Source organism: Bradyrhizobium erythrophlei, assembly GCF_900142985.1.
Taxonomy (GTDB): Bacteria; Pseudomonadota; Alphaproteobacteria; order Rhizobiales; family Xanthobacteraceae; genus Bradyrhizobium; species Bradyrhizobium erythrophlei_B.
In genome coordinates this window covers 4,151,989-4,178,572 of the sequence record NZ_LT670849.1, presented here as the reverse complement: position 1 = coordinate 4,178,572, position 26,584 = coordinate 4,151,989, and the positions used below count along the sequence as shown (strand labels likewise).

Here is a 26,584-nt window from a genome sequence, read left to right as displayed (position 1 = left end):
CTTCTCTCACTGTTTCACCACGCCGATCTCGCGGAAATATTTCATCACGCCGGGATGAATGAGCGCAATATCCGGCACGGCTGCCACCGTATTCACCGCCGTGGTTTCGCAGGCCTGCGCCAAGCGCTTGCAGAACGCGCCTTCAGCGCCGTGCAACGTGCGCGCCAGCCGGTAGGCAACATCATCGGGCAGATCGGTCTTGGTCAGGATGAAACTCCACGACCCCAGCGATTTGATGTCAGCGTTCTGCGTCGGATAGCTGCCGGCCGGAATCGTCATGGGCTTGAGGAACGGATGCTTGGCGGTCATCCGCGCGATCTCGTCGGCCGTCGGCGCGATGAAGCGGACGCCCGGCGCGCTCTTCGCAAGCTCCATGAAGCCGGGATAGCCGATGCCCGCCCCCCAGATCGCTTCCGCCCGTCCGTCGAGCACCATCTCCGGACCCTCCTTGGCGTGATCGAGCAGGAAGGCCTTGAAGTCTTCGTCCTGCTTCAACCCGATCCCGTCCAGCATGTAGCGCGACAGGATCGGAATGCCCGAGCCCTTCGCACCAAAAGCAATGGGCTTGCCGACGAGATCTTGAATCGTGTGATACTTGCTGTCGGCGCGTACCGCGAACATACCGGCGGTGCCGTAGATCGCGGTCAGGATCTTCAGCTTGATCGGAGGCTTGCCTCCGACGCCTTCCCGCGCCTGGTTGAAGGATTCCCCGGCCACCAGCCCGAGATCGAACTTGTTCTGTTCGAGCGAGGGAATGTTTTCGCTGGACCCCATGGTGTTGCGGGTCTCGACCACGAGCGTCGGATCGGCCTGCATCATGACTTCCGCAAAGGCGTTGCCGTAGAGCGGAAAGCCGCCGCCCTGCGTTGCGGTTGCAAGAACCACGGTCAGTTTCGGCACAGTCTTGTCTCCTTCTTGCGCTGCAACGCTACCTGCCAGAAGCAGCGCGAAGGCCACTCCGATCGCACACCTGATGACCATCGGTAAAACCCCTTCACATTTCAGCCAAGCCCGAATGAGACAAAAGGTCCCGAGCGGGGCACCATAGGCAAGTCCCGCTTTGTATGAAAGCATAGCTTACCCGGCGTTTGAATGGAGCGGCCGTCATGAAAGCTTTGCGCGCAGCGATGATTGCCACCATCGCTGTTTTGGGCCTGGCTGGCGCGCGGCCGACATTGGCCGCCGATTATCCGAACCGGCCCGTGCACTGGCTGATCGGCTTTGCCGCCGGCGGCCCGGTCGACGTCGTGGCGCGCATCATGGCGCAATGGCTGTCGGAACGTCTCGGACAGCAATTCGTGGTCGAGAACCGCGCCGGCTCCGGCGGCAGCATTGCGGCCGCAACCGCCATCAACTCCACGCCGGATGGCTACACGCTTCTGTTCGTCGCACCCAACAACGCGATCGCGACCTCGCTCTACAAGCACCTCAATTATGATTTCATCCGCGACACCGTGCCGGTCGCGAGCATCATGCAGTTGACCAACATGCTCGTCGTCTCCAACGCGATGCCGGTGAAGAACGTCCAGGAATTCATCGACTACTGCAAGGCCAATCCGGGCAAGGTTTCCTATGCGTCGTCGGGCCTCGGCACCTCGGTGCATATGTCGGGCGAATTGTTCAAGGCGATGACCGGCTGCAACATGCTGCACGTTCCCTATCGCGGATCGGCGATCGCCTTCCCCGACATCATCTCCAACAAGGTGCAGCTGATCTTCGACAACATGCCCTCTGGCCTCGAGCAATCGCGCGCCGGCACCGTGCGCGCGCTCGGCGTTACCTCGCCGCAACGCTGGCCGGGCCTGCCCGATGTGCCCGCGATCGCCGAGACCGTGCCGGGATTCGAATCGGTCGGCTTCTATGGCATCTCCGCGCCCAAGGGCACGCCGCCGGAAGTGGTGGAGATCCTCAACAAGGCGGTTGCCGAAGCGCTCAAGGATCCGAAACTCGTCGAGCGACTGGCGATGCTCGGCGGCATTCCGAAGCCGATGACCCCTGCCGAATTCGGAAAACTCATTGAGGTTGAAACCGAGAAATGGCGCAAGGTGGTCGAATTTGCCGGCGTGTCGGTGGATTGAGGTTGCCGTCATTGCCTTGCGTATACCGCTTCCGTCGTCCCGGCGAACGCCGGGACCCATACGCCGCGGCGTTTGTTTTGAAAGACATTGGTCGACGGCTTTCGCTCCATCACTCACCCCTGTGGTTATGGGTCCGGCGTTCGCCGGGACGACGTGGAAATAGTCGCCAGACACACCCTCACCTTCCCGCGACGCTTGACGCCCGAGTCTTGCAAGAATTTCCGCCCTCTCACGAGAGGGCGCGGGGAATGCCGGGGGCTCGAACACCCCGCAGCCTCGCGTGCGAAAGTAGAAAGCACACGAGTTAGCCACCACAGGGTTGCCGAACGATTCCAGCATTCCCCGCGCGATGGTGTTACGGTTTCCTTCGTGCTCTCCCCGGTGATCGGGCTTTTTGTCGCCGCAGGCGTAATGCTTAAGCATTATCGCCAGATGTCAGCGTCGAGACATCAGGACCACACGACTTCGCCGTCCGCCCCAAGCGCCAGTCGTCCGGCGGCGCGAAGAGCGTCCATCGCATCCCGCGCCCAACGTTCGTGACGATCGCGAAACGCCCCTCTGGAGAGGCGCGGGATACAAATCGGCATATTCCTGTTTCTATCCCGCGGTCAAGGCAAATTTCTGAAAATCCGAAATTGCAAATTACAGGTCCCCGGCATTGCCGGATCGCCCGACGCAAGGTAATCCATCTCCCGCAACCGCTTGGCCGTTGTCGGCATTCGCGGGGGCCTGTAGCTCAATGGTTAGAGCCGGCCGCTCATAACGGTCTGGTTGCAGGTTCGAGTCCTGCCGGGCCCACCATTGCTGGAATGTACATCACAAACTCGGCCCTTATTGAAGTGAAAATCAGACCGTCAGCGTACCGCCGCCGTCAATACGAAATGTCGTACCGTTCATGAAGTCGCTTAACCCTTCAGCGCAGCCGCCACGTCGTCAAGCGCGGCCGGCGGCGTCGCGACGAAGACAACATCGGCGGCAAGAAGCTCTTTATCGTCGGCCACCCGTACGCCCAGTGGCGTCTGGCCGGCTGGCCTCAGATGGGTAGATGGCTCGTACCGCTTATTTGTAGAGCCAAGGCTTATAGGCAATCTCGATGTTGTATCCGTCCGGGTCGCCGATGTTTGCCGCGAAGTAGTCGGCACGCCATTCGGGCCGAAGGCTCGGTTCCTTGATTGAAGTAGCTCCCGCGTCTATCGCCGCCTTGTAGCTGGCCCTGACAGCGTCCGCGCTCTTGGCGGTGAATGCGACGTAAAGGTCCTTGGCGACTTCGCCATTCTTCAGCCAGAAACCCGGCTCGCCATTGATAGCGAAACCGAGAAGTCGATCGAACTTGTAGGGCATGTCGATGCCAAGCGGCTCAAGCATCTTCTTATAGAGTTCACTCGACCGCTTCAGGTCAGAGACGGGGAGATAGATATGGTCAATCATGACCTTCCTCCTTTCGTTTCACTGTTACAGCCCCGCGGATCCGCGCAAGCTATTCTCCTGAAGTCGTTTTACTTGTTGCCGCCGTTCGCGAAGATGATTTCTCCCGTGAGCCAGCCCGCATCATCCGAGGCAAGAAATACGGCCACGCGCGCGATGTCCTCGGGTTGGCCCAAGCGGCCCAGCGGCGTACTGGCGATCACCTGCTTTTTGAACTCCGGGCCCATGACGCCCGCCGCGTGCGCACCCTCCGTTTGGGTTCCACCGGGACTGAGAGCGTTAACGCGGATTTTCCTGGGGCCGAACTCTTTTGAGAGCACGCGCGTCAAGCCATCGACGGCGCTCTTTGACGCCACGTAGATCGAAAGGGTCGGGTCGGCAGCGACACTCTCCGTCGATCCGATGTTGATAATGCCGCCGCCTTCCGCACCGAACGCCGGCAAAGCGGCTTCGATCATGAGGAACGTGCCAAGCACATTCGTGTTGAACTGACGGTGAAACTCCTGCTCGCTGAACTGCTCGAAGGGTGCGAACGAGAAGACGCCCGCGTTATTCACAAGGACATCCAGGCGGCCGAAGGCTTTTTTCGCCTCCGCGACGAGGCGTTGCGCGTCGGACCTCTGCGCCACGTCGCCTTGCACGGCGATGGCGCGCCCACCTTTGCCGGCGATTTCGCGCACCACCCGTTCCGCGCCTTCATGATCGCGCGCATAGTTCACAACCACCGCCGCACCTTCCGCGCCGAAGGCTTTTGCAATGCCCGCTCCGATTCCTTTTGAAGCGCCTGTCACTATCGCAACCTTATTGTCGAGCCGTTTCATGGCATCACCTCATTCATTGTCGGCGATGCAAACCTACTAATTCGACGAAGCGGGCATTAGACGTTCAGTTCGGATAGCATCGATCCCATTGGGGAATAGATCAGGTTTCCTCGTCAGCGAGCAGCTCAGCGAGAAAGTCAACAAACACGGCGACTTTGCTGGGCTGACGGCGGGACGCGGGTCGCACGGCGCTGATCGGAATTTTGGCCGGCTCACAATCGCGCAGGATTCGCCGCACGGTTCCGGCGCGTATGTCGGCTGCAAAAAGCCAGTGGGGCGCCTGCGTGATACCGAGGCCGGCAAGGACCGCGGCGCGTTGCTCTTCGCCGTCATTGCTGCGAAACGATGCCGCCGCCTGATAGGATATCACTCCGGCGCGAGTGGCGAAGGTCCAGGGTCGCGGTCCATTCTGTGAGACGAAAATCACGCCGTCGTGGCCGTCGATATCGCCGGGGCGCGTGGGCTCTCCTCTGCGTTCCAGATACTCCGCGGATGCGACGGCGACGACGGCGGACTCGCCGATCTTGCGCGCGACAAGGCTAGAGTCCGAAAGGGGGCCATTGCGAATGGCGAGGTCGATGCCTTCTTCGACGAGATTGCTCGTCCGCTCGGAGGCCAGCATCTCGACGACAACCTTGGGAAAGCGCGCGCGGAACGACGGTAGTTTCGGCACGACATAGCGGTGAGAGAAGCCGGGCGCGGCGCTGACGCGCACCACGCCAGACGGCGAGGCCTGTCCCGAACCGATGCGGGATTCTGCCGCCTCGAAATCGCTGATGAGTCGCACGGCAGATTCGTAAAAGTCGCGTCCGGCCTCGGTCAGGCTCAGACTGCGGGAAGTGCGCACAAGAAGCTGCGCACCGAGATGTTCTTCAAGCGCTGCGACCTGCTTGCTGATCGCCGGCTGCCCTGTCCCAAGCTCGCGCGCGACCGCCGAAAAGCTCCCGCTTTCGACGACGCGCACGAATATCTTGATGCCTTCGAGCCGATCCATCCGACTCTCTCCGGGGAGAGAGGCTATCATAGCTGCGGAATAGATCGTGCATAATTCCGGGCTAGCCTATTCCGGAATTGAGGTAGCCGCGGGACGTTTGCGCTTTCGACGATCGCAGCCGCGTAGCCGGCCGAGGTGCCGATGCCGGTCGTTCTCGTAAGCCGCGCTGTGATACCAGTCCCTCGCCACGCCGACACCGGTGATGTAAGCCGACTTGTCCAAAGCAAAGCGCGCTGTGGCCAGACCGTCGATATCCACAAGGTCGATGCGGTCCGGCTCTACGATCCCGAATCACTCCGGAAAGAGGTCGGACAGCGACGGCTCGCTGCCTCGGAAGGACTCGCCGTATTCTTAGGTCACCGCTTGCGAAGTCTGCTCGGTCGGTTCCGCCGACGCGCGTCCGCCGTCGAAAACGTCGTGCACGAGCCCGAGTTTCCCAAGCCCGCGAATGATCAGGCCATTGATGTCGATTTCGTACCAGGCGTGCGAAATATAGGCGTCGCGCGGAAACCGGTGATGGTTGTTGTGCAGCCCTTCACCGAGAGTGAGGATCGAGATTACCAGCTCGTTGGTCGTGCCGTCATTGAGCTCGAAGCGACGGTAACCGTAGCGGCCGTCGCTATGGCAGAACGAGTTGACCAGCGAGGTGACGAGCACCATGAGGTAGGCGCGCAGAAGGCCTGCGAACAGCACGCAGCCCATCATGGTGTGGAATCCGCCAACCGCGTAGCCGATGGCGCCCGGAATGAAAACGGCCGACAGGCCGTACCAGACCCAGCGCGTTCTCGTGAAGAACATGGCGATCGGGTCGGCCACAATATCCTTGGCGTAGTATTCGCCGTCGGTCGCGACATCGTCGAACACCCAGGAGCCTTGCGCATGCAACATGCCCTTGACGAAGCTGAGATAGCGGTTGCCGCGGCCGTCATAGAAAGGGCTGTGCACGTCACCGGGCTTGTCGGCGTAGAGATGGTGCCGGCGATGATTGGAGACCCATTTGAGCACCGAGCCCTGCACCGACATCGTGGCGATCGCAGCGAAGAACGCCCTCATCACCGGACCGCAGCGAAAGCTCCGATGCACGAACAGGCGATGCATGCCGGCGCCCATCCCGAACATGGTCAGCCAGAACATGCCGGCGAAGACCGCAATCTCCACCCAGCCGATGCCTTGCATGATCGTCCAGAGCACGGCTGCGATCGAACCGGCGTAAAGAATGCCGAACACGACATAGGATTCGCGCAGCTTGGCCTCGACCACCGGACCACCGACGATCGTGCCTGGCGGCAGGCTTCCGACACGTTCTTCCGGCTCCACGCTCCGAACTGCGGTCATTTCAACTGATCCATTCACGGAAAATTAACTCTGCTGCGACCGTACCGATGCAGGTCATTTCTCGCAAGGGTTGAACGGCCTCTCGCGCGCGAAACCGCGACCTGAAAAGACGCGATCACATTGAGGGTGAAAGCTTTTTTCCCCTCGTTAACCTTCCGTAAATTTCGATGGCGGGCATTGCCGGCTGGCCCGGCCGTGCGCGATGCACGCGGGCGATGACGGTGGTGAATTAGAGGGAGTGCGCGGCACGGCCACGCGGAAGCCCGGACCATAAAGCGCTTTGCCGTATTCCGTTTGTGCGCGGCGTGGTATTTTGCGTGTCCTTATTCTCGCGTGGAGCCTCAGCGCCGCCTTGCCGCCCTGGAGTGACTCATGACGCTGCCTCGCTATTTCGCAAGTTTGCTGCTCTTGATCTTCGCGACGATGCCATCGGGACCTTTCGGGCTGATCGCAACGGCGGCTGCCGAAACCGCAAAGGACATGCTGGCGGCCCAGGTACGCACGCAAGGCGTCGTATGCGACGACGCGCGGCGCGCCACGCGGGACACGAAGCGATCGAAGCCGGATCACGAGGTTTGGGTGCTGACCTGCAAGAACGCCACCTACCGTGTCAGCCGCTATCCCGATATGGCCGCGAAGATCGACCGGCTTCGATAGCAAGGCGCATTGCAGACACGATGCGCGCAGAAGCGAGCCGCGTACTCCAAATCCCATCCAAGTGCCGCCGGCGTCGATTTGCTGCGGCATGGTCTCTTCGGTTGACGGGGTTGTAGCGAACTGCAAGCCGGAACCAGCAACCCGCAAGCCCGGGCGATCGGCCACGCGCCGAATCCCAGGAGATTTCCCCTCACCGCCTAATGCTCTAAAAATTAGCATTGTAACGAAGCTAATTTATGTTACGATTTTCGGACACGGCGTCGTGAATGGGGGATCGTCATGTTTCTCTACAACGCGTGGTACGTGGCCGCTTGGGCTACGGAGATCGGCACAAAGCCGCTTGCGCGGACGTTGCTCGAAGAGCCGGTGGTATTTTATCGGCAGTCCGACGGCCAGGTGGTGGTCGCCCTTGAAGACCGCTGTTGCCACAGGGGCATGCCGCTGTCCCGTGGCGAGGTTTTCGGAAACAACATCCGCTGCGAATATCACGGCATGGTCTTCGATCGCAGCGGAAACTGCGTCGAAATACCAGGCCAGCCTCTCGTTCCGAAGAGCGCCAGGGTCCGCAGCTTTCCCGTTGCCGAGCGCGACGGCCTGATCTGGATGGGCGACGCCAGCCTGTCGGACCCGGCCGCCATTCCGAGCTATCCCTGGCACGCGCGGTGGCCGCACAAGTGCAAGACCGAACGGCTCGATTGCAACTACCTCCTGCTGTCCGACAATCTCCTCGACCAGACCCACGCCGCCTACGTTCACAAGTCGACGCTGGCGAGCAACGTCGACGCCTACGAACGCGCCGAGATGAAGATCTCGCCGACCGAAGATGGCGTGAAGTTCATTCGCTGGATGCTGAACTGTCAGCCGCCGGGCATCTACGCCAAGGCGGTGAAGTTCGCGGGCCGGGTGGATCGCTGGGGCGAATTCGAATATGTCGCGCCTTCCTGCATTCTGCAATTTACCGGCGCCCGCAACGTCGGCGAAGGCGCCTATGAAAAAGACGATCGCGACGGCGGCTTCGGGCTTCGGATCTTCTACGGCATCACGCCGGAGACCGAGCACACAAGCTGGTTCATGTGGTCGGTTGCCAATGGCCATCGTCAGAACGAGCCGCAGGCGACGGAAGAGCTGTTCACCGAAATAGAGCACGCCTTCAAGGAAGACGAGGATGTGCTGGTCGCCCAGTACGCGACGTTGCGCAAGCTCGGCGACCGACCGCTGATCAACATCGCCTCGGATGGTGCCCGCATCCATGCCCGGCTCGCGCTTGAGCGCAAGATCGCGCAGGAGCGGGGCATTCCCCGTGAAGAGGTGATTACGCTAGCTTGAGTTTGACGCCGAATGAAGACATCGAGGGAGACATCCATCATGTTTGCGCGTGCGCTGATCCTCGGACTGATGACGGGCCTGTTGTTTTCGGCCGCCGCGCAGGCGGAAGGTCCTGCCGAAATACTGATCGGCCAGACCAATCCTTACAGCGGCCCACTATCGGCCTATGGCACACAGGGCCGGGCGCAAGCCGCCTACTACAAGATGATCAACGACCAGGGCGGGGTGAACGGCCGCAAGATCAAGTTGATCTCGCTCGACGATGCCTATTCGCCACCGAAGACGGTCGAACAGCATCGGCGTCTGATCGAGAGCGACGAGGTGCTCGGCATTGTCGGCACGATGGGGACGCCCACGAATTCGGCCATCGTCAAATACGTCAACGGCAAGGCCGTGCCCCATATCTTCCTGGCCACCGGCGCCTCGAAATGGGGCGATGTCGCGAACTACCCTTGGACGATGGGCTGGTATCCGACCTACCGTTCCGAGGGAATGATCTACGGGACGTATATACGGGAGACGATCAAGGACGCGAAGATCGCCATTCTGTCGCAGAACGATGACTATGGCCGGGATTTCGTGTCCGGCTTCAAGGCGGGTTTGGGCGATGCCGCCGACAAACTGATCGTGAAGGAGCTCGCTTACGAAGTTTCCGAGCCGACGGTGGACTCCGAGGTGATCACGCTCAAGGCATCGGGGGCGAATGTCTTGTTCAGCGCCGTCACGGCCAAGGCCGCAGCACAGACCATCAAGAAAGCCGCCGAACTCGACTGGCATCCGACACACTTTCTGGTGCAGAACGCCAACTCGATCGCGACCGTATTAACGCCCGCCGGGCTCGATCATTCGACCGGAATCATTTCCACGGCTTATTTGAAGGATCCGTCCGATCCACAATTTGCAAATGATACCGGCATCAAATGGTATCTCGATTTTATGAAGCAGTATTATTCGGATGGCGATGCCAAGGACCCGCAAAACGAGATCGGCGTCTCGATTGCCGCTACCTTCGTACAGGTCATGCGGCAGTGCGGCGACGACCTCTCCCGTGAAAATCTCATGAAGCAGGCGAACAACATCAGGGATCTAGAGCTGCCGCTGCTTTTGCCGGGGATCAAGCTCAATACCAGCGCCACCGATCATTATCCGATCGAGCAATTGCAACTCGTCAAGTTCGACGGTAAAGGCTGGCAGTCGTTCGGCCCGGTGCTGGGTAGCCACTGAGCGCGAATGCGACGTTCCGGCCGAATTGCCGGACATGCGCCGAAATTTCAAAGGACGGCAATGACAGTACCGGCGACGTTGCCGCCGTGCGACAGCGTGTGCTAGGCTTGGCAACCACTCAAGGCGCGCGCGACGGCAAAAAGGGTGTGGCGTATGCCAGTTTCACTCGCCAACTCCCAGGTGATCTACGAGGCGCTCAAGGCCTGCGACGTGAAGATCATGTCCGCGCTGCCGGAAACCTGGCTGGTGCATCTGATCCGGATGGCCGATGACGACCCCGAGGTGACGCTGATCCGCGTCGCCAAGGAAGAAGAGGCGATCGGCATCTCCGCAGGCGCCCATCTGGCGGGTGTCAGCTCCGCGCTTCTGATGCAGAACCACGGCTTCCTCGCCGCCATCAACCCGATCGTCTCTCTCGCGCAGCTCTACAAGATTCCGCTGCTGATGCTGATCAGCTACCGCGGCCACATGGGCGAGCGCGATCCGTGGCAGACGCAAGGCGGCATGATCACCGAGCCGCTGTTGCGGACACTGGGCATTCCGGTCTGGCACCTCTCGAACCCCAACGACGCGCGGCGCCGCATCAAGGACGCACAGACGCTTGCACACGCCTCGCTCTCGCCGGTCGCCGTGCTGTTGACCCGCGAACTGATGTGGGAGGAGTAACTCGTGCTGCGTGTGGATGCGTTAGAGGCGATCTATCCCGAACTGAAAGACCAGATCGTCGTCACGATCATGGGCGCGGTAGCGGTGGAACTCTTTACGCTCGGCCATCGTCACAACTTCTTCTACCTCGAACACGCGATGGGGCTCGCGTCATCGATGGGGCTGGGGATTGCGGTCGCCATGCCGCGCCACAAGGTCATCGTGATCGACGGCGACGGCTCGCTGCTGATGAACCTGGGCACGCTGAGCACGATGGCGCGCTACTCGCCCGGCAACCTCGTCCATATTGTGTTCGACAATGCCAGCCTGCTTTCTGTCGGCGGCTTTCCGACCGCAACGGCGACGGGCACCGACCTTGCCGGCGTAGCGCGGGCGTGCGCTGTTCCGCAAGTGACAGAGGCCCACACGCCGGATCAGCTCAAAAGCGCGGTGGCCGGCGCACTCGCGGGCGGGAAACTGACCACGATCGTTGCCAAGGTCGAGGCGATCGGACCCAAATCGTTCCACATGGATTTGCCGCTATTGGAAAACCGCTTCCAGTTCAAGCGGGCGCTGGAAGGACTGAAGGCGCTGCGGCAACACGAGTGAGGCACAATTTTCGTTTGGCGTGAGGGAGGCAAGCATGGCCGAGAAGCAATCAAGCGTATTGACCCAACTGGTGGAAGAACTGAACGCAAAGCGGATTCGCGTCGTCGACCTCACCACGACGCTCGGCCCCGAGACTCCCGTGATCGATCTGCCGCCGATCTTCGCGCCGTCGCCGGGGCTGACACTCACCGAAATCTCGCGCTACGATTCACGCGGGCCGGCATGGTACTGGAACGTGCTGAACCTCGGCGAACACACCGGCACGCATTTCGACGCGCCGGTCCACTGGATCACCGGCAAGGACCTGCCCGAGAATGCGACCGACACGATTCAACCCCGGAAGTTCGTCGGTCCTGCCTGCGTCATCGACGTCACCGCAGACGTCAAGGCCAATCCGGACTTCCTGCTCACGCCCGACCGCGTTCAGGCCTGGGAGAGCACGCACGGCCGTATTCCTGCGGGATCATGGGTGCTGCTGCGCACCGGCTGGAGCGCCCGCACCAAACGCGAAGACTTCCTCAATGTGCGCGACGACGGCCCGCACTCGCCTGGTTTCGCGAAAGCCTGCTCCGAATTCCTGGCGCACCAGCGCGACGTGCTGGGCGTCGGCGTCGAGACCATCGGAACCGACGCGGGTCAGGCCGGCACCTTCGATCCGCCTTTCCCGAACCACGGCACGATGCATGGCGCCGGCAAATTCGGTATCACCAGCCTGATCAATCTGGACCAGTTGCCGCCAACCGGCGCCGTCATCATCGCAGCACCCCTTAAGATCGCCGACGGTTCAGGCAGTCCGCTGCGCGTCATCGCGCTGGCACCGGCTTGATACTGACAGCCAGCATGCATCACGCTTGGAAATGCCGCTGTTGCGGAAGGCAGTTCAATACCCTGCCGCTAGATTTCGCTTGCGGCGCGCCGGACCATTGGCTCCAAATCCCGGAATCCGAGCGCCAGGATCGCGCAAAGCTAGACAGCGACGTTTGCATCGTCGACGGCAAGGACATCTTCGTTCGGGGCTGCCTTGAAATACCGATCCTTGGTCAGGATGACCACTTCGTGTGGGGCGTGTGGGTTTCGGTTTCCACCACAAGTTTCGACCGCATCGTTGAATTGTGGAATGCACCGGTGATCGAAAACGAGCCGCCAAAGTTTGGATGGCTAAGCAACAGTATCTCGCTTTATTCGGGGACGATAAACCTCAAGACAAACCTGCATCTACGCGGCGGCGGCCGCCGACCGTCGATAGAGCTTGAGCCGACGGATCATCCTCTCGCCCTCGAGCAACGTACGGGCATCTCCATCAGTCGTGTAGAAGAAATCGTCACGAATCTCTTACTTCTACATTAGGCGTTCCCCTTAGGGGCGAGGCGCCTTGTCGTCTTCCGGCTGCGCGACCCAGACGTCGCTTTGCTTGATCCGCTCCATCAACGCATCGAGGCTGAATTTTCGAAAGCTCGCGGGAATTTCGAAGGACGATACGGGCTGAGGCGCGTCCTTGATGGCTGTCAGCGCCACGAGTGCGCCGTCTTCCGTCTTGATCCGCAACGGAAAGGCGAGCTCGCGATCGATCCAGCCGGCAAACTCCTGCCCGGCCCCGGACACGACCTTGAAGGCGACGGTGCTGCGGCCTTCGATCGTCTCCTCGCCTGTTTGATCGCAGCGCCACGTGCCCTCCCCGGCCGCACCTGCGAGCCGCGCCATCGCCTGCCATTGCCGGCACGGCGCATCCGGATCGACGGGAACGAACACGCGCGTCAAGCGGGTCGACTGCCCGGCGTCCATGAAGACGCGCGCGCCGGGCCGCACGAAAGTGGCCGACGGCTTTGCCGGATCGACCAGGAAGAAGCCGTCGGCGTGCTCCACTGTTTCGATCCTTACCTTGCCGTCGCGCACGCTTAAGCGTCCGGCCGCCGAAGATACGCCGTCATGCCGCGTGATGATATCGGCAGAAAACTGTTGTGCTTGAACAGCAAAAACCCCGAGCACCGAAAAAGTCGAAAGCGCCAGCAGATGTGAGGCCACCCGGCGCCAATTCAAAAACGTAAAACCTTCGATCATCGCTGGCATCCACTTGACAAGGCAGTGCCGACCAAACCCTCGCAGGTCCGGTCGGCACCATTCTTTCGACGTATCACTTACGTCGTGATCGGACTTGCGATCACTCGGTGTAGTTGATGTTGACCGCCTTGTCGAAATCGAACGCGTCGAACAGGTCAGCGAGCGCCGGGCTGTTGGTCGGCACATACGCATTGTTCTTCTTGAACGTCGGATTCGGCAGGTTGTCGCGGCTGCGGCCCGTAAGCGGCTTCAGATTCCAGTTGCGCTCAATGAACTTCAGGATCGAAACGTGGTCGCCGTAGTTATGATAGACCTTGCCGCCGGTGGAGTACGGCGAGAGGATCAGGAGCGGGATACGCGGTCCGTCGCCGAAGTAGTCGATCGACTGGATGAAGCCCGAGTCCCAGTATCCGCCGGCTTCGTCCCAGGTGATGAGCACCGCGGTCTCGGCCTTCAGCTCCGGATTGGCATCCAGCGCTTGCAGCACGTTGAGAGCGTAGGCCTCGAACAGGTCGACCTTCGAGCTCGACGGATGACCGTCAAGCAGACCGTCCGGCTTGCCGAACGACACTGAAGGCAGCGTGTTGTTGTGGATAGCCGTGATCAGATCGGCAGTGTCCTTGATATGCGCCGTGCGCACGGCCGGATTGGCCATGATCGAGGTCGCATACTGGAACGGATTGCAGATCTGGCAGTAGGCAACGCCGATCGCGTTGGGCAGATCGGTGGCGGCGAACGCGCCGAAGTTGGTCGAGCCGTTCTTGACCGCGTCGTTCGAGAGCGCCACGGCAGCATTATAGGCACCGCCGTAGTAGGCCCACGAAATGTTCTTTTCGATCAGCGCATCGCCAATGTTGCGAAGCGACGACGGAGGCAGGTTGTTGCCACCCGACGGCGCACCGTTCGGCAGATAGCCGGGGTTGGTGTTGTCGAGCATGTAATAGTGGTTGGCCTGGCAGTTCGGTTCCGCCGCATAGGGCAGATTGTTCAGGTAGGACACGATCGGTCCGACGCCGGGCTGGGTGAAGTCGGCGCAAGCGCTGAACGCCTGGTCGGCCGTGTACGCGTTGTTCGTGCCCGGCTTCGGGTTCGGGTTGGCGATCATGCTCGAGGGCGGCGTGGTCGGGTTGCCGTTGCCGTCGCTCCAGTAGATCGCATCGCCGGTGCCCAGCATCACGTGGTTGGCGCCGGTGCCGCCATGGAACGACTGGTGGAAGTTGTCGCCCAGGGTGAAGCGGTCAGCCAGCATCTTCAGGATCGGAGCTTCGCCTTGCTCGGCGTTGTAGAAGCCCATCGAAGAGCCCTGGCTGTTGCCGTTGGAGTAGGTCACCATCACGAACGGGAACAGGTCGTTCAAGCAGCCCGAGGTATTGCTCTTCGTCGAGTTGGCGACGCTGCAATCGTTCTGCTGCCAGTCCTGGTAGAAGCGGTGTGTCGTGTCACCGGTGTAGTCGTCGTCATTGATCGACGCACCCTGCAACGGGAACGGTCCGGTCAGATGGCCGGCGCCCGGGATGCGGGTGTCGAGCGAGCCGCCCGGCAGGCCGGTGAAGCCGGTGGTCAGGATGTCGAGGTTCGCCGGATCCATGTCCTTTTCGACGCTGGCTTCGGTCACGTTCTGGAACGGAGCTCCGGTCGCGCTCTGAGCCACCGGCGCACCGTTGGTGTTCGGCTGCGGCATCGTGTTGACGCTGTTGTAGGGCGACTTGGCGGCCGCCGGAACACCGATGTAGTACGACGGCTGCATGCCGACCGAGTACTGCTGCGCCAGCGAGAAGTTCGGGCCGGGCGTCCCGTCTTCGTTGACGATGCCCTTGAAGAGCAGGTTGGAGATGGTCTCGCCCTTGCCCTTCGGCTTGTAGACACCAAAGGTGTGATCGAGCCCGCGGTTTTCACCGATCAGCACGATCACGTGCTTGATCGGAGAAGCGGTCTGCCCCTCGTGGCCATGATCGTGGCCCTTGTTGTCGTTCTTGCCGTTCTCGAGTTCGGCAACGAGCTTGAGGAAGCGGTTGAGGTGGAAACGCTTGTCCCAGTTGCTGAGGCCGCCGATACCGGAGGCATAAGCCGTGGTGGCAGCGAGCGCGATCGTCGAAGCGATGCACAACGCCGTGGTGGTTCGCCAGTGATTCTTGAATTTGAAAGTCATCATCGACTCCAAAGATGGTGTTGTTAACGCTGCGCTACGTAGTGCATCAACGTGACGCAGGCGTATCAACGTTGTGAAACGGCGCGAGAAGATCAAAATGATTCAAGATATTTTTGGAGCGATGTATTCGTGCGATGATAAACGACATTCAATCGACAACGCATATTGAGCGCGCAAGCTTTCGCTTGCGACGCTGCGCGATCGATTGCCCGCGCCATCGATGCGCGTCATTCATGTTCGGCTGTGACGCTGTACGAACGTGCCGATCAAGTTTCAGCCACGCGACTCGCGGGCTCTACTGCGACATGTGTTTCGACTGCATGACCTGACGGAGGGCCCCGTAGTGCCGGTCATGCACCGCGGCGTTGAAGAGCGAGAACGGTTCGGCATAGGCCAGCATCGAAGGAACGGCGGCGGCCATGAAAGATCGATAGTTCTGATAGTCGGCCAGCGCGTCCGCGGTGCGACCGTCGCCGACCGCCATATCGATCCGACGAAGCAGCAGCACGGCTTCCTTGAGCGCGGCACGCGCGTTGGCGCGTTCGGCTTCGCCACCGGCGACGCTGGTGTCCTTGCGATCTGGATATTGCTCGGTCAGTTCGCGCAGTTCGCCGCCGATCGTATCGACCGCGAGCGAAACGACGTCCTTGTCGCCTGCGGGAATCGCACGGCCGAGCAGGCTTGCGAAGTCGCCTATTTCTTTCAGGGAAGCGCCGGCGCCGCCGGGCTCATAGGGCATCAACCCGTCACCGACCGCCGTGAGATAGGCCACGAGGTCCTTTTGATCCTGCGCCGACAGGCCAAGGTCGAATACCTTGTCGAAGTGAGCGACCACCTGACCATAGGTGTCGAAACGGCCGTCGTGAAAATATGGCGCGTTGAAATCGGCATTGCGCAGCGTCGGCGTCTTGAACAATCCGCCGGTGCCGACGTCATGCTGCTGGTGGTCGACGAAGGCGGCGGACGGAACGTGGCAGGCCGCGCAACTCATGCCCGCGTCGTGCGGGAACGGTCTTGAGAACAGCGCCTCCCCGCGCCGTTCCGATTCGCTGATCTTGCCGACCAGCCGGCCGCCCGGACCAAGGTTGGGGTTCGGCAGAAAATCGATGTCGTGGATATAGGCGACGATGGCGTCGACGATCGCAGGCGACGGTTCGGCGCCGGCAAATTCATTGACGATGACATTGCGAACGAAGTCACGGAGCGAGGCCAGGCGGCCGTCGGCGCCGTAGGGTGCGAGATAGCGGGCGCCGCGCAAGCTCGGAATCCGCACGGGGTCGAGCACGGCATTGTCCGCCTTCGGATTGAACAGCGCGCCGGTGGTGTCGAAATTCCCCGGACGCGTCGACATTTTCGGCATGAAGAACTTTGCGTTGCCGGCGCCGTTGACATGGCAGGTCTCGCAACTGATGCCCGCCTGCTGCGCGACGGGTCCGAGGATCGAAGGCGACGAGAACGCCAGATTGCCGAGCTTGATCAGATCCGACCGGCGGCCCGTAATCTCGGAATGGAAGACCTCGCGCGGACGGCTCAGCGCGTCCTCGTTCAGCTCGGTTTTTGCTGGCAACGTCGTCTGGTCGCCATCGACCGGGAACGCCAGAACACGCCCGTGAAGACCAGCGATCAGGAAAGCAATTGCGGCGGCGCCGCTTAACCAGCGAAAGCTCATCGCGATTGAGCCTCCAGCGTCGGCCGGCGCAGTCCGAGTTTGACGGAAGCCGCCTGAAGTGCGACCACAAGTTCCTCGCTGGAGCGCCGCAGCGCCCGGACATCGACATGCGGAAGATCGCGCGCCGCGACGATGGTCTTGAGCTGCTCGATCCGCCTGGTCACGCTCTCCGCAAGGCCTGCGTCGGCGGCCTTGAGGGCACCTTCGAAAACCGTGCGATAGGCGAATTCGACGCCGGCGAGGTTATTGCGCATGTCCTCGAGCGAGGTGCCGCTGATGCGCGCTTCGCCGCCATCCGCCTTGCTCTCGCCGATCTCATAAGCGAGCCGCACCGTGCCATCGAGCAGGCCTTGCGGCGGAAGCGCCATATTGCGGAGCTTGCCGTGAAGCTCGTCGAGATTCCTGACCAGCGCGTCAGTGTCGGCCTCGACGTCGGTCTGGCCGGCGCCGAACAGTTTGGCCTCGATGGTGTGGAAACCGCTGTCGGCATTGGGCCAGGCATCGATCAACGCGTCGAGTTCCGGCACGAAGCCCGCGGTGAAGACTTCCGAACGTTCCCACCCCGCCCGCGCCGACAGCCAGGCTTTTCTCGCGCCTGACAGATCTTTCGCAGCGACACGCGCGCGAAGATCGCGCGCGCCCGATAACGCCGACCCGATTCCTTCAATCGCATAGGGACGATAGCGCTCGGCCGCGTCGTCGAGCACGCCCGCTTGCGCGTTTCGCGCGCAGACAAGCGTCACGAGCAGGAGGCTCAGCGCCACACTCTTACCAATCATCCATCGATCCCAGGACTTTTAGAACAAGGCTTGCAGAATAGGAATTGCGGAATGCCCGGTTGAGCCGCGGGGATGCAGCGAGGACGAGCAAAGATCCGCAACGATGCGTAACGCCGCGCAATATTGTCGGCTTGTTATGCCATTTTGTGACGCGACTGTTTCACTTCACTTATTATTCCAACATTTCTCGCGAAATTTTCCTCGCAGCCAAAAAAGTTCGCTGCGCAACTGTGATCGCTTTGCGACAAAATAATTTCGTCAAGAAAACGTCGTCAACAAAAAAGCCCCGCGCTTGACGCGCGGGGCTGTTCGCTTGAGTGGAGTGCGGCGCTGTCAGGCGCCGCGTCCCGGGTGATGACGATCTTAGTGTGGCGGCTCAGAAGTCCGCATCGGGTATACCGCGATCTCGTCATGCGGACTTCTGAGCCAAAGGCCACACTAGAACAGTAGCTTGCTAGTGTCCTTTCGATTCCGAAGTTCGCAAACACGGGGCCGCAAGATCATGCGAACTTCGGAATCAGGACACTAGTGCGCGTTGGCCTGCTGCGCTTTCGATCCGGCAAGACTCTCCTTGAAGCGGACGAAAAGCGCTTCGCGGTCCCTGGCCGAGAGTTCCTTGCCGCCGGAAGCCGACGCGTAGGTCTGCATGAACTTGTCGAACGCCAGCCGAAGCTCCACGGTGGAAAGTCCGGTCGCACCCTCGGAATTGGCGGACACCGGCTGATTCTTGTGGGCGGCGAGCCAGTCAGCCGCGGGCTTGAACCGCACCCAGCCCGGCATATCGGCCGAAAGATTGACCTCTCGCCATTTCGGATGCCGCGATGTGTTGTTGAACTGGTCGATCTTGCTGAAGAACGCATCGACGAATTTAGCGACCTTCCTGTACTTTTCCGAATTCTCCGGCCAGGCATAGGCGACGAGCAGCGCCCGGTTGGCGATGGTCGGAACCGAGGTTCCCTCCGCGACCAGGTTCGGGTAGAGCTCGTGGGTGATCTCGGCCGGCAGATAGCTGGCAAACAGATCGTGAAGGTCGCGCTTCGGCAGGCTTTCCTGATCCAGCGCCAGGAAGTGCACACCGTCTTCCTTCTTCAGTTTGGCAAGGGCGGCCTGTGGCGCGCCCGTCAGGATGATCATCGCCGAGATATCTCCCGCGATCAGCCGCTTGATGGCTTCGTCGTTGTCGTAATAGGAGCGCTGTACCGGAATATTGAGCGCATTGAAAACCGTGTCGGCGGTGACTTCGGTCTGGCTGTCCTTCAGGTTGAAGTTGACCTTCTTGCCACGCAGATCGTCGTAGGACTTGATCTCGTCGCGGGCGAGAACATGAAATTCGGAATTGTAGAGCTTGGTGATGTACTGGATGCGCTGTTCGATGTTGGCGTAGAGCACCGGGTCCTTCTGCTTCAGAAGCCGAAGATTGTCCTCGTCGACGACGCCCATGTCGATGTTCTTGAGAAACAGCACGTCGTTGACGTTTTGAAGTCCGCCAACGCCAAGCACCGGGAGAATACGAATGCCGTCCGGGCCCAGATCGTTCACGACGTTGCGGATGTCCTCCGTGAACCTCGCGCACGTACATGAGAGGCCGGATACCACGACCGAAACGGCGATATCGTTGGCCTGGCGCTTCTTCTCCTCGTAGCTGTTGGCGGTCGCCGCCGCCTGAGTCTGAGCTGCGGCACGCCTTTGGCCTTCGGCCACGGAGGGATGCGACCAGCTCATTGCCGCGATCAGCGATGCGAAGAACGACAGATACAGGAAGAGATTTCTAGCCGCTGCGGTCAGGACGCCCATAAATTTACCCTCTGCTGGAGATCTTCAAGAAATTCGGGAGCTGCGATGACGCTTCTGAACCGCCACACTAGTGTTGCCGGTTGGCGAGCCGGTCGAGCTGCGACGACGCCTCCGGCGCGCCGAAGCGCCGCGCTTTTTCGTACCAGCTTCGCGCCATGGCGAGATCGGGTACGACACCATGAACGCCGAGCTTCTCCAGAACCGTCGGATCATAGGTTCCGGCAAGCATCATCGCCGCGCGGGCGTCGCCTGCCTCGGCCGCGCGCCGCAGCACCAGACGGGCGGCAGCAACATCGCCGCTCGCAATCAGGCCATCCCCCCGCTTGAGCAGCGAGGCGATCTCGCTCGCGTCCAGGCGATGAATGACGGGATCTGCCGGCGCCACAACTTCCGGGGCGGTCGCGGCTTGCGGAGTGCTGCCCTGCAACGCGCCTTGATAGGCCGTCTTGATATCGTCACGGGTCGGCGTCACCGCCGCGACCGTGATGCTTCCCGGAGCGGCGGCCTGACCGTCCGGCGCCGACGGGGATGCGGGTTCCTTCAATTGTATGTCGGCCATCTTGATGTCAGCGGCCTTGATGTCAGCCGTCTTGGGCGGCGTCGCGCTCGGCTGCATCACGACTGATGCTACCGAAAGCGCCGCAGCGCTCGACGCCTTGGCGCTGGCGATGACGTCGCGGGCTGAATCCGACGTGACCAGCGCGGCGAGGCCGGCCAGTATTGCCCCGCCCACCGCGCCGGCAAGAATTCGCGAGGTGTAGTAGGAGCCCAGCTTTACCTTGGCCGCCGGACGAGACGCGTATTCGCTCGGATCCGGCACCCCGTCACGGTCGGAAAGAAACAGGGGTACGGATCGCTCCGCTTGCGCCGAGGGCCTGAGCTGGTAAGGCGTGACTGAAAGACCGGCCGCCGGCCGCTCATCGTAGAGCTCGGTGTCAGGTTTGTAAGACGGATAACGCGGAGCGTCGTCTTCCATGGCTGGTCTCCCGCCGACTGTTACGCAACGACGGGGCACCTCGGAAATCATTTACGAATTTTTTCACCCAGAGCGCCCCGCTACTAGAGGTCGAACAGTCAGCGACTCGAATCCGTCCAAATATCGACTGGGCCACGCCACTTTTGGAAGATTGTTGGGTTTGAGTGTGGCCGAATCTGAACTGCCATTTGTTCCGTCGATTGGAACACGACCGAACACGGCAAGCGGCGACCGACTCGCAGTTTGTTCTTCCGTGTTCGCGATTTCGTCTGCTGCATTGCAATCGGCCTGACGCGAAGCGATCGTTCGCCGTCGTGCCGTTAACGCTTTGCAAACATCAGCGGCTGAAGCGAGGCAAGGTCACAGTTGTGACGCACTCGAAGTCAAATCTTCCACAAGGGGCGCTGACCGCGGCCGATCTTTCGCCGATTTCGAGTTTTCGCAGTCGGCTTTTTCGCACTGAGGACGAAGCCGGAACTTTGAGCGCGATCTCGACGGCGAGAGCAACAAGCCTCTCGAACAAGAGGCGAAGATGTGAAGATGGGGAGTGTACAATGAAAACAATGAGAGCTTTCGCTGGTGGGTTGATCGTCCTGCTGATGGCTTGCGGAAACGCGCACGCGTTCGATGCAGCTGCGGTGCCGGATATCAAGCGCACCAAGCTTGGGATGTATCTCTCGTCGCAGGAAGCGGCAAAGCTCGTGGATCAGAACACCTCAAAGGCGCTGTTCCTCGACATACGCACACCGGCGGAGGTCGCGTTCCTGGGGATGCCTGCGCAGGCGGATGCCAACGTCCCCTACATGAAGGAACCCGATTTTCCGGCCTGGGACGGCGCGAAGGCAACGCTGAAGCTTGAACTCAATCCTGATTTCCTGCCCGAGGTTCGTCACAGGCTGGCGGCAAAAGGTCTGAAAGCGACCGACACCATCGTATTGATTTGCCGCTCCGGCGACCGCAGCGCGGCTGCGGCCAATCTGCTGGCCGAGGCGGGATTCAAGAACGTCTATTCGGTTGTCGATGGATATGAAGGCGATCTCGCCAAAGACGGGCCCAAGGCCGGGCTGCGCGCCGTCAACGGATGGAAGAATGCCGGATTGCCGTGGTCCTACAAGCTGGACAAGGCAAAGATGTACAAGCTCGAAAACTAGAGCGAAGGACGCGATCCCGCGCCCGGCAGCCAACAGGCCGCCGGGCAACTGGTGCAAGCCTGGATCGACAGCGGCGCGGAATGTCCGCCGTAACGAGCCAACTCTCGTTGCTAACTCTTCTTCGGCGACCAGCCGTAGGCCTTGGCGCAGGCGCCGCCCATCAGCATGGCGCGTTCGCTGGCGCTCAAGCGATCCGTTTCCAGGAACGGCTTGACGCCCTGCTCGTAATTGACGACGGCGAACGCGCGCGTCCAGTCCGTACCCCACAGGCAGCGTTCGAAACCCCAGGCGTCGAACACGCGCGCCAACGGATCCCATATGTCGGAGTAAGGATAGGGCTGTTTCGACAGCGTGCAGGCGCCCGAGACCTTGATGACCACGTTCTTGCGTTTCGCCAGATCGAGCACCTTGGGCAAGTCGGCCCACGGCTCGCTAGGCGCTGGCGGTACGCGCGGCTGCAAGATGCCGAGATGGTCGAGAATGAAACGGGTATCGGGATGGCGGTCGATCAGCGAGGTGCCCGCCTCCAGATTGTCCCAGCACAGGATGTTGACCGGAAAATCGTGACGCAGGGCCGAGCGCGCGATCCGGTCGAGGCCGGGATCCTTGGGATCGCGCTTGCCCTCCTTCGTCAGCATGATGCGGACGCCAACCGTGCCCGGCGTCTTCTTCCACTCGGCGATGACGTCGTCCACGCCAGCGTCGTCCGGATTGACCGGCTTGACGATCGCCATCCGGTTGGGATGGGCCCGCGCCACCTCGACCGCATAGCTCGCGTCATACTGGTACATCGAAAAAGCGGAGATGAAGATCGCGCCGTCGACGCCGACCTTGTCCATCGCCGCGACCATCTCGTCGCCGGTGACATGCGGCGGCCAATTCGGCACAGAGTGCCAGGGCCGCTTCGGCGTGTTGGCCTCGTAGGCGTGGACCTGGGAATCGATAATCGGCATCGGCGCGTCTCCTCATTATTTTGAGGCAGTTTTGACGTCACCAACGATGTGTGTCCAGAGCCGAAGGGCCGTTTGCCATGCGCGAATGAGAGGCGGCCAGCGGCAGCTTCTCGCAACAGGCATAGCAACGCCATTGCGAGAAGCGCGAGATGTGCCGCGCCAGGCAACTCAGTCCCGCAGAGCCCCGGACGGCTCTATGGGTCTCAGTGCTTGGAGACCTTGCGGTCGGGATCGTCCTCATACGGCGGCGGCCATATCTTGCAGTCGAAGCTGCGGCCGATGCCCGGGCAGACCGGACCCGAACTTGCATAAGGCGCAGCATAGGTCGGCGGCTGGCCAAACCAGGGGCCGGCGTGACGCCAATGCCTTGCGTGTTTCTTCATATGGTGCCGGTGACCCGCTTCGGCCTCACCGGACGCCAGGACCGGAACAATCACCAGCGCGGTTGCACAGATTATTGAAAGCCGGATCGCCAATCGCCTCATGGGTTCTCTCCTGCCAGCACCATGAGATGAAACCCACTGCCAAGGCGGATATTCATTCTCAAATAAAATTTAGCGTCCGGCCTGACTAAACGCGTCCGCCGCGGCGTGGCGGCATTCAGGCGCGCGCGATCACCGCGACCGGCCCGCCGCCGGCAGGGCCTTGATGCTCGGCGCCGCCCGAGACGTAGACGGCGGTGGTTCCGGCAAGACCGGCGACGAGACCGCCCACCGCCGCGCGGGCGTGGCGAGTCGAACTGATGTCGGTGTCGTTCAGCATGGTATGGCGAAGCCCGCGGACCAGACCGTCGGGCGCGGCCTCTGCCTTGGCGAAAATATTGACGATCCGCTCGCCAATCGCCGCATTCGAGGTCCCGTCTGCGCGCAATCCGACGCTGCCAAGCGCAGCCCTGACGGCGGCGGCATCGATCGCGTCCTTCATCACCGCATGCCCGATGACGAGGTCGCTCGACGACGAGACCGAGTTTCCCATTACGACGACCACGTTATGCATCAGCTCGATTCCGGCTGAACTCGACGCGACCGCGGAAAACAGATCCCAGCGCCTGAGCACATCCTCTTCGCGCGGCTCGGCTGCCAGTTCGCCGAGCGCCAGCGCCACGCCGAGCGCGGAAGCGCCGCGCGAATAGCCCATCGACGCATAGGAGCTCTTCGTCACCGTGCCGGCACCGCGCGCCTCGGCGGCATCGACGCGCTCACTGGTCAAGAGCGGACATTTCACCTGCACGAAATGCACGTCCGCGACGTCGCTGATCGCGGCCTCGGTCATGGCCTTGCGCACCGCCGCCGCGGTCTCGGCGATCTGCGCCCTGCGGCCGAGTTCTTCGGGACGGAACTCGCGGGTATGCGCAATACCAATGCTAAGACGCTTGCCTTCCGTGCGCCTGGCCTGCGAAGCGGGTAGCGGCGTTCGCGTGAAGACCGTGATGTGCGGGCTCAGCACGCCTTCGGTGCCGCCCGACATCACGAAAGCGATGCGATGCTCGACCTCCTCGGTCGAAATGCCGAGACGGGACGCCAGCACGCCCGCGAGCGCAACGGTGGAATATTCGCGCGTGAAGTCGTTGACGCCGCCGTTACCTTCGGTCTTTCCGAGGATGGCAAGGATCGATTTCGGATCGATACGGCCCGTCTCGATCAGCTTGATCAGACCGGACGTATCGCCGGGACCTGAAGTCGGAATGCGGATGACGTCGACCGAAGACAGAGACATGTTGTTTATTCCACGCTTTTGCTTTCGCAGAACACCATGACGTGTTCGATCGAGCAAGCCCGGAAAAAAGTTGATCGCTGACTCACGATCTCGACGCAGATGCCTTCATGTCATGCAGGCTTTTCGACAAGGTCTCCGAGAAGGCCGCCGCCGCGATCGGGAGCACCCGCCCGCGCAACTGGCACAACACGAGCTCTCCGGCCGGCACGTCCCTCGTGTCGACTGGCACGCCGACCAGGCTCATGCCGAGATCGCCGGATGGCGCGCCGATTTCGATCTGGAACGAAATCAGGTTGCAGCGGTGCACCAGGCCGCGCAGCATCTCGAACGAATTCGATTCCGCCATCACGTTGAGGCGCAGGTCGCGCCGGGCCGCGACTTCGTCGAGAATCTGCCGGCCGCCGAGCGAGCGGTCGGCCAGCGCCGCGGGATATTCCGCGCACTCGGATAGCCTGACGGATTTTTTCGCCGCCAGCGGATGATCGGCGCGGACGATGGCGACCAGCCGCTGAGGGACGCTGGCGATAACCCGAAGCGTCGGCCGCATCGAGGGGCGGAAGACCAACGCCAGATCGACGTCATAGGCCGCAAGCGCATCGAGCGCCCGTTCGTGATCCAGGGTTTTCAGATCGAAGGTCACGCGCGGATGCTGTTTCTGAAATCCGGCAACGCGCGAGGCCAGAAAGTCCAGCGCGAGCGCCTGGCTGCTGGCGATCAGCACCGGACCTCGCCGAAGCCCGCGCAGATCCTCGACATGCGACTTCATCCGCTCTGCGTCCGCGATCTGGCTGCGCGCATAACGCACGAACATTTCGCCGGCGGTGGTCAGTTTCACGCCGCGCGGCCGCCGCTCGAACAATGGCGTGCCGATCTCGGCTTCGAGATCCTGGATGCGCCGGTTCATCGCCGACGGCGTCAGGTTGAGCTGTTCGGCCGCTTTGCGGATCGAACCGGTCCGGGCGACCTCGACGACATGGCTCAGCAGTCTCAAATGGCGCATGATTTAGTGATGCCTTTTTTGCACCGCTCAAGTCAAAAGATAGCAGCGGATAAGATCACTGGAAAGGCCTAGCCTTCGTTCCCAAGGACGGCCCGAGCGGCAAAAGCGGGCCGAGGCCGAAAAAGCAGCTCCAACACAGGGAAAATCCGATGATCAGGACCCACGCATTTCGTGGAATGCAGGCGCTTGCCTTGAGTTTCGCTTTGGGTTTGGCCCTCTCGGCCGGCTTCGCGGCCACGGCACAGGCCCAGACCAAAATCCGGATGGTGCTGAACTGGAAATATGAGGGGCCGCAGGGGATGTTCTTCCTGGCGGACGACCGCGGCTACTTCAAACAGGAAGGGCTCGAAGTCACCTTCGACCAGGGCAACGGCTCCGGCGCCGCGGTCCCGCAGGTCGCCAACGGCGCCTACGACGCCGGCTTCGGCGACATCAACGCGCTGGTCGAACTCGCCGCCAAGAAGCCCGAGGACGCGCCGGTCGGCGTGCTCATGATCTACGATCGTCCGCCGTTCACAGTCGCCGTGAAGACCGACAGTCCGATCAAGACGCCGGCCGATTTCGTCGGCCGCAAGCTCGGCAGCCCCGCCAATGACGGCGCGCTGAAGCTGTTTCCGGCGTTGTGTTCGTCCGCCAAGATCGATTGCTCGAAGGTCGAGATCGTCAACATGCAGCCGAACCTGCGCGAGCAGATGCTGATGCAGGGCCAGGTCGACGGCGTGTTCGGCTACGTCACCACGATCCGCTTCAGCGCGAAACTCTCAGGCATCGACGCCGACAAGGAAATGCGTTTCATCAAATTCGAAAACTACGGCATGGATCTTTATTCCAACGCCATCATCGTCTCGCGCAAGCTGGTCAAGGAACATCCCGAGGCCGTGAAGGGATTCGTGCGGGCGCTGAACCACGGCATCAAGGACGCCATCGCCGATCCGCAGGCCGCGATCGACGCCGTCGTCAAGCGCGAGCCGCTGGTGAAGCCCGCCATCGAACGCGCGCGGCTGGACGCGACGATGGCCGACGAGATGAGCCATCCGGAGATCGCCAAGATCGGCGTCGGCGATATCAGCGACGAACGCATGACAAAGGCGATCGACATCGTGGTCAAGGCCAAGGAACTGCCGCGCACGCCCGCGGTTGGTGAAATCTTCGACCGCAGCTTCCTGCCGCCATTGAGCGAACGCCCGACTTCGGTCCGGCCCGCGACCTGACACAAGACGGACCA

General features: G+C 61.4%; 25 protein-coding genes and 1 tRNA gene. 11 read left to right on the top strand and 15 right to left on the bottom strand.

The genetic code is table 11. From position 1 onward, the window contains the following. Positions 1 to 6: 6 nt before the first annotated feature. The gene (locus BUA38_RS19525) at positions 7 to 981 is read right to left on the bottom strand and encodes a TAXI family TRAP transporter solute-binding subunit (RefSeq protein WP_072820309.1); all 975 of its coding nucleotides are present in this window, start codon (positions 979 to 981) and stop codon (positions 7 to 9) included. A 146-nt stretch (positions 982 to 1,127) separates the two neighbouring features. Between BUA38_RS19525 and BUA38_RS19520 the strand changes: the two genes are divergently transcribed. Then, entirely contained in the window at positions 1,128 to 2,078 is a 951-nt protein-coding gene (locus BUA38_RS19520; protein ID WP_244553321.1) for a Bug family tripartite tricarboxylate transporter substrate binding protein, read from the top strand. Positions 2,079 to 2,803: 725 nt separating this feature from the next. Beyond that, positions 2,804 to 2,879 (top strand) — tRNA-Ile (locus BUA38_RS19515). Between the two features lie 258 nt (positions 2,880 to 3,137). On the opposite strand, the gene BUA38_RS19510 is transcribed toward BUA38_RS19515, so the two are convergent. The 4 genes from BUA38_RS19510 to BUA38_RS19490 form a co-directional block, all read right to left on the bottom strand. Next, positions 3,138 to 3,506 carry a VOC family protein gene (locus BUA38_RS19510; RefSeq protein ID WP_072820305.1) on the bottom strand — a complete coding sequence of 123 codons (369 nt, stop codon included), beginning with the start codon at positions 3,504 to 3,506 and terminating at the stop codon, positions 3,138 to 3,140. Between the two features lie 68 nt (positions 3,507 to 3,574). After that, the gene (locus tag BUA38_RS19505) at positions 3,575 to 4,324 is read right to left on the bottom strand and encodes an SDR family NAD(P)-dependent oxidoreductase (RefSeq protein WP_072820303.1); all 750 of its coding nucleotides are present in this window, start codon (positions 4,322 to 4,324) and stop codon (positions 3,575 to 3,577) included. A 100-nt stretch (positions 4,325 to 4,424) separates the two neighbouring features. Beyond that, positions 4,425 to 5,318: a LysR family transcriptional regulator gene (locus tag BUA38_RS19500; protein ID WP_072820301.1), complete on the bottom strand. Its 894-nt coding sequence runs from the start codon at positions 5,316 to 5,318 to the stop codon at positions 4,425 to 4,427. Between the two features lie 351 nt (positions 5,319 to 5,669). Next, positions 5,670 to 6,653, bottom strand: a complete 984-nt coding sequence (locus BUA38_RS19490) for an acyl-CoA desaturase (protein ID WP_072820297.1) — start codon at positions 6,651 to 6,653, stop codon at positions 5,670 to 5,672. A gap of 372 nt (positions 6,654 to 7,025) precedes the next feature. On the opposite strand from BUA38_RS19490, the gene BUA38_RS19485 reads away from it, so the two are divergent. The 7 genes from BUA38_RS19485 (at position 7,026) to BUA38_RS19455 (ending at position 12,461) form a co-directional block, all read left to right on the top strand. Continuing rightward, positions 7,026 to 7,310: a hypothetical protein gene (locus tag BUA38_RS19485; RefSeq protein WP_244552993.1), complete on the top strand. Its 285-nt coding sequence runs from the start codon at positions 7,026 to 7,028 to the stop codon at positions 7,308 to 7,310. A 279-nt stretch (positions 7,311 to 7,589) separates the two neighbouring features. Then, positions 7,590 to 8,636, top strand: coding sequence for an aromatic ring-hydroxylating dioxygenase subunit alpha (locus BUA38_RS19480; RefSeq protein WP_072820295.1), 1,047 nt, complete (start codon positions 7,590 to 7,592; stop codon positions 8,634 to 8,636). Between the two features lie 39 nt (positions 8,637 to 8,675). Next, positions 8,676 to 9,860, top strand: coding sequence for an ABC transporter substrate-binding protein (locus tag BUA38_RS19475; protein ID WP_083587658.1), 1,185 nt, complete (start codon positions 8,676 to 8,678; stop codon positions 9,858 to 9,860). 153 nt (positions 9,861 to 10,013) lie between these two features. Beyond that, positions 10,014 to 10,526 carry a thiamine pyrophosphate-binding protein gene (locus BUA38_RS19470; RefSeq protein ID WP_072820291.1) on the top strand — a complete coding sequence of 171 codons (513 nt, stop codon included), beginning with the start codon at positions 10,014 to 10,016 and terminating at the stop codon, positions 10,524 to 10,526. A 3-nt stretch (positions 10,527 to 10,529) separates the two neighbouring features. Next, on the top strand, positions 10,530 to 11,114 hold the full coding sequence (locus BUA38_RS19465) for a thiamine pyrophosphate-dependent enzyme (RefSeq protein ID WP_072820289.1): 585 nt from the start codon (positions 10,530 to 10,532) through the stop codon (positions 11,112 to 11,114). A gap of 34 nt (positions 11,115 to 11,148) precedes the next feature. Next, a complete protein-coding gene (locus BUA38_RS19460; RefSeq protein WP_072820287.1) occupies positions 11,149 to 11,940 on the top strand; it encodes a cyclase family protein in 792 nt (263 codons plus the stop codon). Between the two features lie 14 nt (positions 11,941 to 11,954). Beyond that, entirely contained in the window at positions 11,955 to 12,461 is a 507-nt protein-coding gene (locus tag BUA38_RS19455; RefSeq protein ID WP_072820285.1) for a DUF2199 domain-containing protein, read from the top strand. 9 nt (positions 12,462 to 12,470) lie between these two features. On the opposite strand, the gene BUA38_RS19450 is transcribed toward BUA38_RS19455, so the two are convergent. The 6 genes from BUA38_RS19450 to BUA38_RS19425 all read right to left on the bottom strand — a co-directional run bounded on the left by BUA38_RS19450 (position 12,471) and on the right by BUA38_RS19425 (position 20,539). Continuing rightward, positions 12,471 to 13,172: a hypothetical protein gene (locus tag BUA38_RS19450; protein WP_072820283.1), complete on the bottom strand. Its 702-nt coding sequence runs from the start codon at positions 13,170 to 13,172 to the stop codon at positions 12,471 to 12,473. Positions 13,173 to 13,272: 100 nt separating this feature from the next. Beyond that, the gene (locus BUA38_RS19445; RefSeq protein WP_072826248.1) at positions 13,273 to 15,321 is read right to left on the bottom strand and encodes a phospholipase C; all 2,049 of its coding nucleotides are present in this window, start codon (positions 15,319 to 15,321) and stop codon (positions 13,273 to 13,275) included. A gap of 295 nt (positions 15,322 to 15,616) precedes the next feature. After that, positions 15,617 to 16,990: a cytochrome c peroxidase gene (locus BUA38_RS19440; protein WP_072820281.1), complete on the bottom strand. Its 1,374-nt coding sequence runs from the start codon at positions 16,988 to 16,990 to the stop codon at positions 15,617 to 15,619. Next, on the bottom strand, positions 16,987 to 17,769 hold the full coding sequence (locus tag BUA38_RS19435) for an EfeM/EfeO family lipoprotein (RefSeq protein WP_072820279.1): 783 nt from the start codon (positions 17,767 to 17,769) through the stop codon (positions 16,987 to 16,989). The genes BUA38_RS19440 and BUA38_RS19435 overlap by 4 nt, the downstream gene beginning before the upstream one ends. Positions 17,770 to 18,294: 525 nt before the next feature. Continuing rightward, positions 18,295 to 19,563, bottom strand: coding sequence for a TAXI family TRAP transporter solute-binding subunit (locus BUA38_RS19430; protein WP_072820277.1), 1,269 nt, complete (start codon positions 19,561 to 19,563; stop codon positions 18,295 to 18,297). Between the two features lie 67 nt (positions 19,564 to 19,630). Next, the gene (locus tag BUA38_RS19425) at positions 19,631 to 20,539 is read right to left on the bottom strand and encodes a hypothetical protein (RefSeq protein WP_072820275.1); all 909 of its coding nucleotides are present in this window, start codon (positions 20,537 to 20,539) and stop codon (positions 19,631 to 19,633) included. 554 nt (positions 20,540 to 21,093) lie between these two features. Between BUA38_RS19425 and BUA38_RS19420 the strand changes: the two genes are divergently transcribed. Continuing rightward, on the top strand, positions 21,094 to 21,690 hold the full coding sequence (locus BUA38_RS19420) for a rhodanese-like domain-containing protein (protein ID WP_072820273.1): 597 nt from the start codon (positions 21,094 to 21,096) through the stop codon (positions 21,688 to 21,690). 110 nt (positions 21,691 to 21,800) lie between these two features. Here BUA38_RS19420 and BUA38_RS19415 read toward each other — a convergent pair whose 3' ends face one another. The 4 genes from BUA38_RS19415 to BUA38_RS19400 form a co-directional block, all read right to left on the bottom strand. After that, positions 21,801 to 22,643 carry an amidohydrolase family protein gene (locus BUA38_RS19415; RefSeq protein ID WP_072820271.1) on the bottom strand — a complete coding sequence of 281 codons (843 nt, stop codon included), beginning with the start codon at positions 22,641 to 22,643 and terminating at the stop codon, positions 21,801 to 21,803. A gap of 203 nt (positions 22,644 to 22,846) precedes the next feature. Further along, positions 22,847 to 23,128, bottom strand: a complete 282-nt coding sequence (locus BUA38_RS19410; RefSeq protein ID WP_072820269.1) for a hypothetical protein — start codon at positions 23,126 to 23,128, stop codon at positions 22,847 to 22,849. Between the two features lie 115 nt (positions 23,129 to 23,243). Further along, positions 23,244 to 24,359 (bottom strand): ring-opening amidohydrolase, encoded by a 1,116-nt coding sequence (locus BUA38_RS19405; protein WP_072820268.1) that lies wholly within the window; start codon positions 24,357 to 24,359, stop codon positions 23,244 to 23,246. An 82-nt stretch (positions 24,360 to 24,441) separates the two neighbouring features. Next, entirely contained in the window at positions 24,442 to 25,359 is a 918-nt protein-coding gene (locus BUA38_RS19400) for a LysR family transcriptional regulator (protein ID WP_072820266.1), read from the bottom strand. A gap of 149 nt (positions 25,360 to 25,508) precedes the next feature. Here BUA38_RS19400 and BUA38_RS19395 point away from each other — a divergent pair, with 149 nt between their 5' ends. After that, entirely contained in the window at positions 25,509 to 26,570 is a 1,062-nt protein-coding gene (locus BUA38_RS19395) for an ABC transporter substrate-binding protein (protein WP_244552992.1), read from the top strand. Positions 26,571 to 26,584 lie beyond the last annotated feature (14 nt).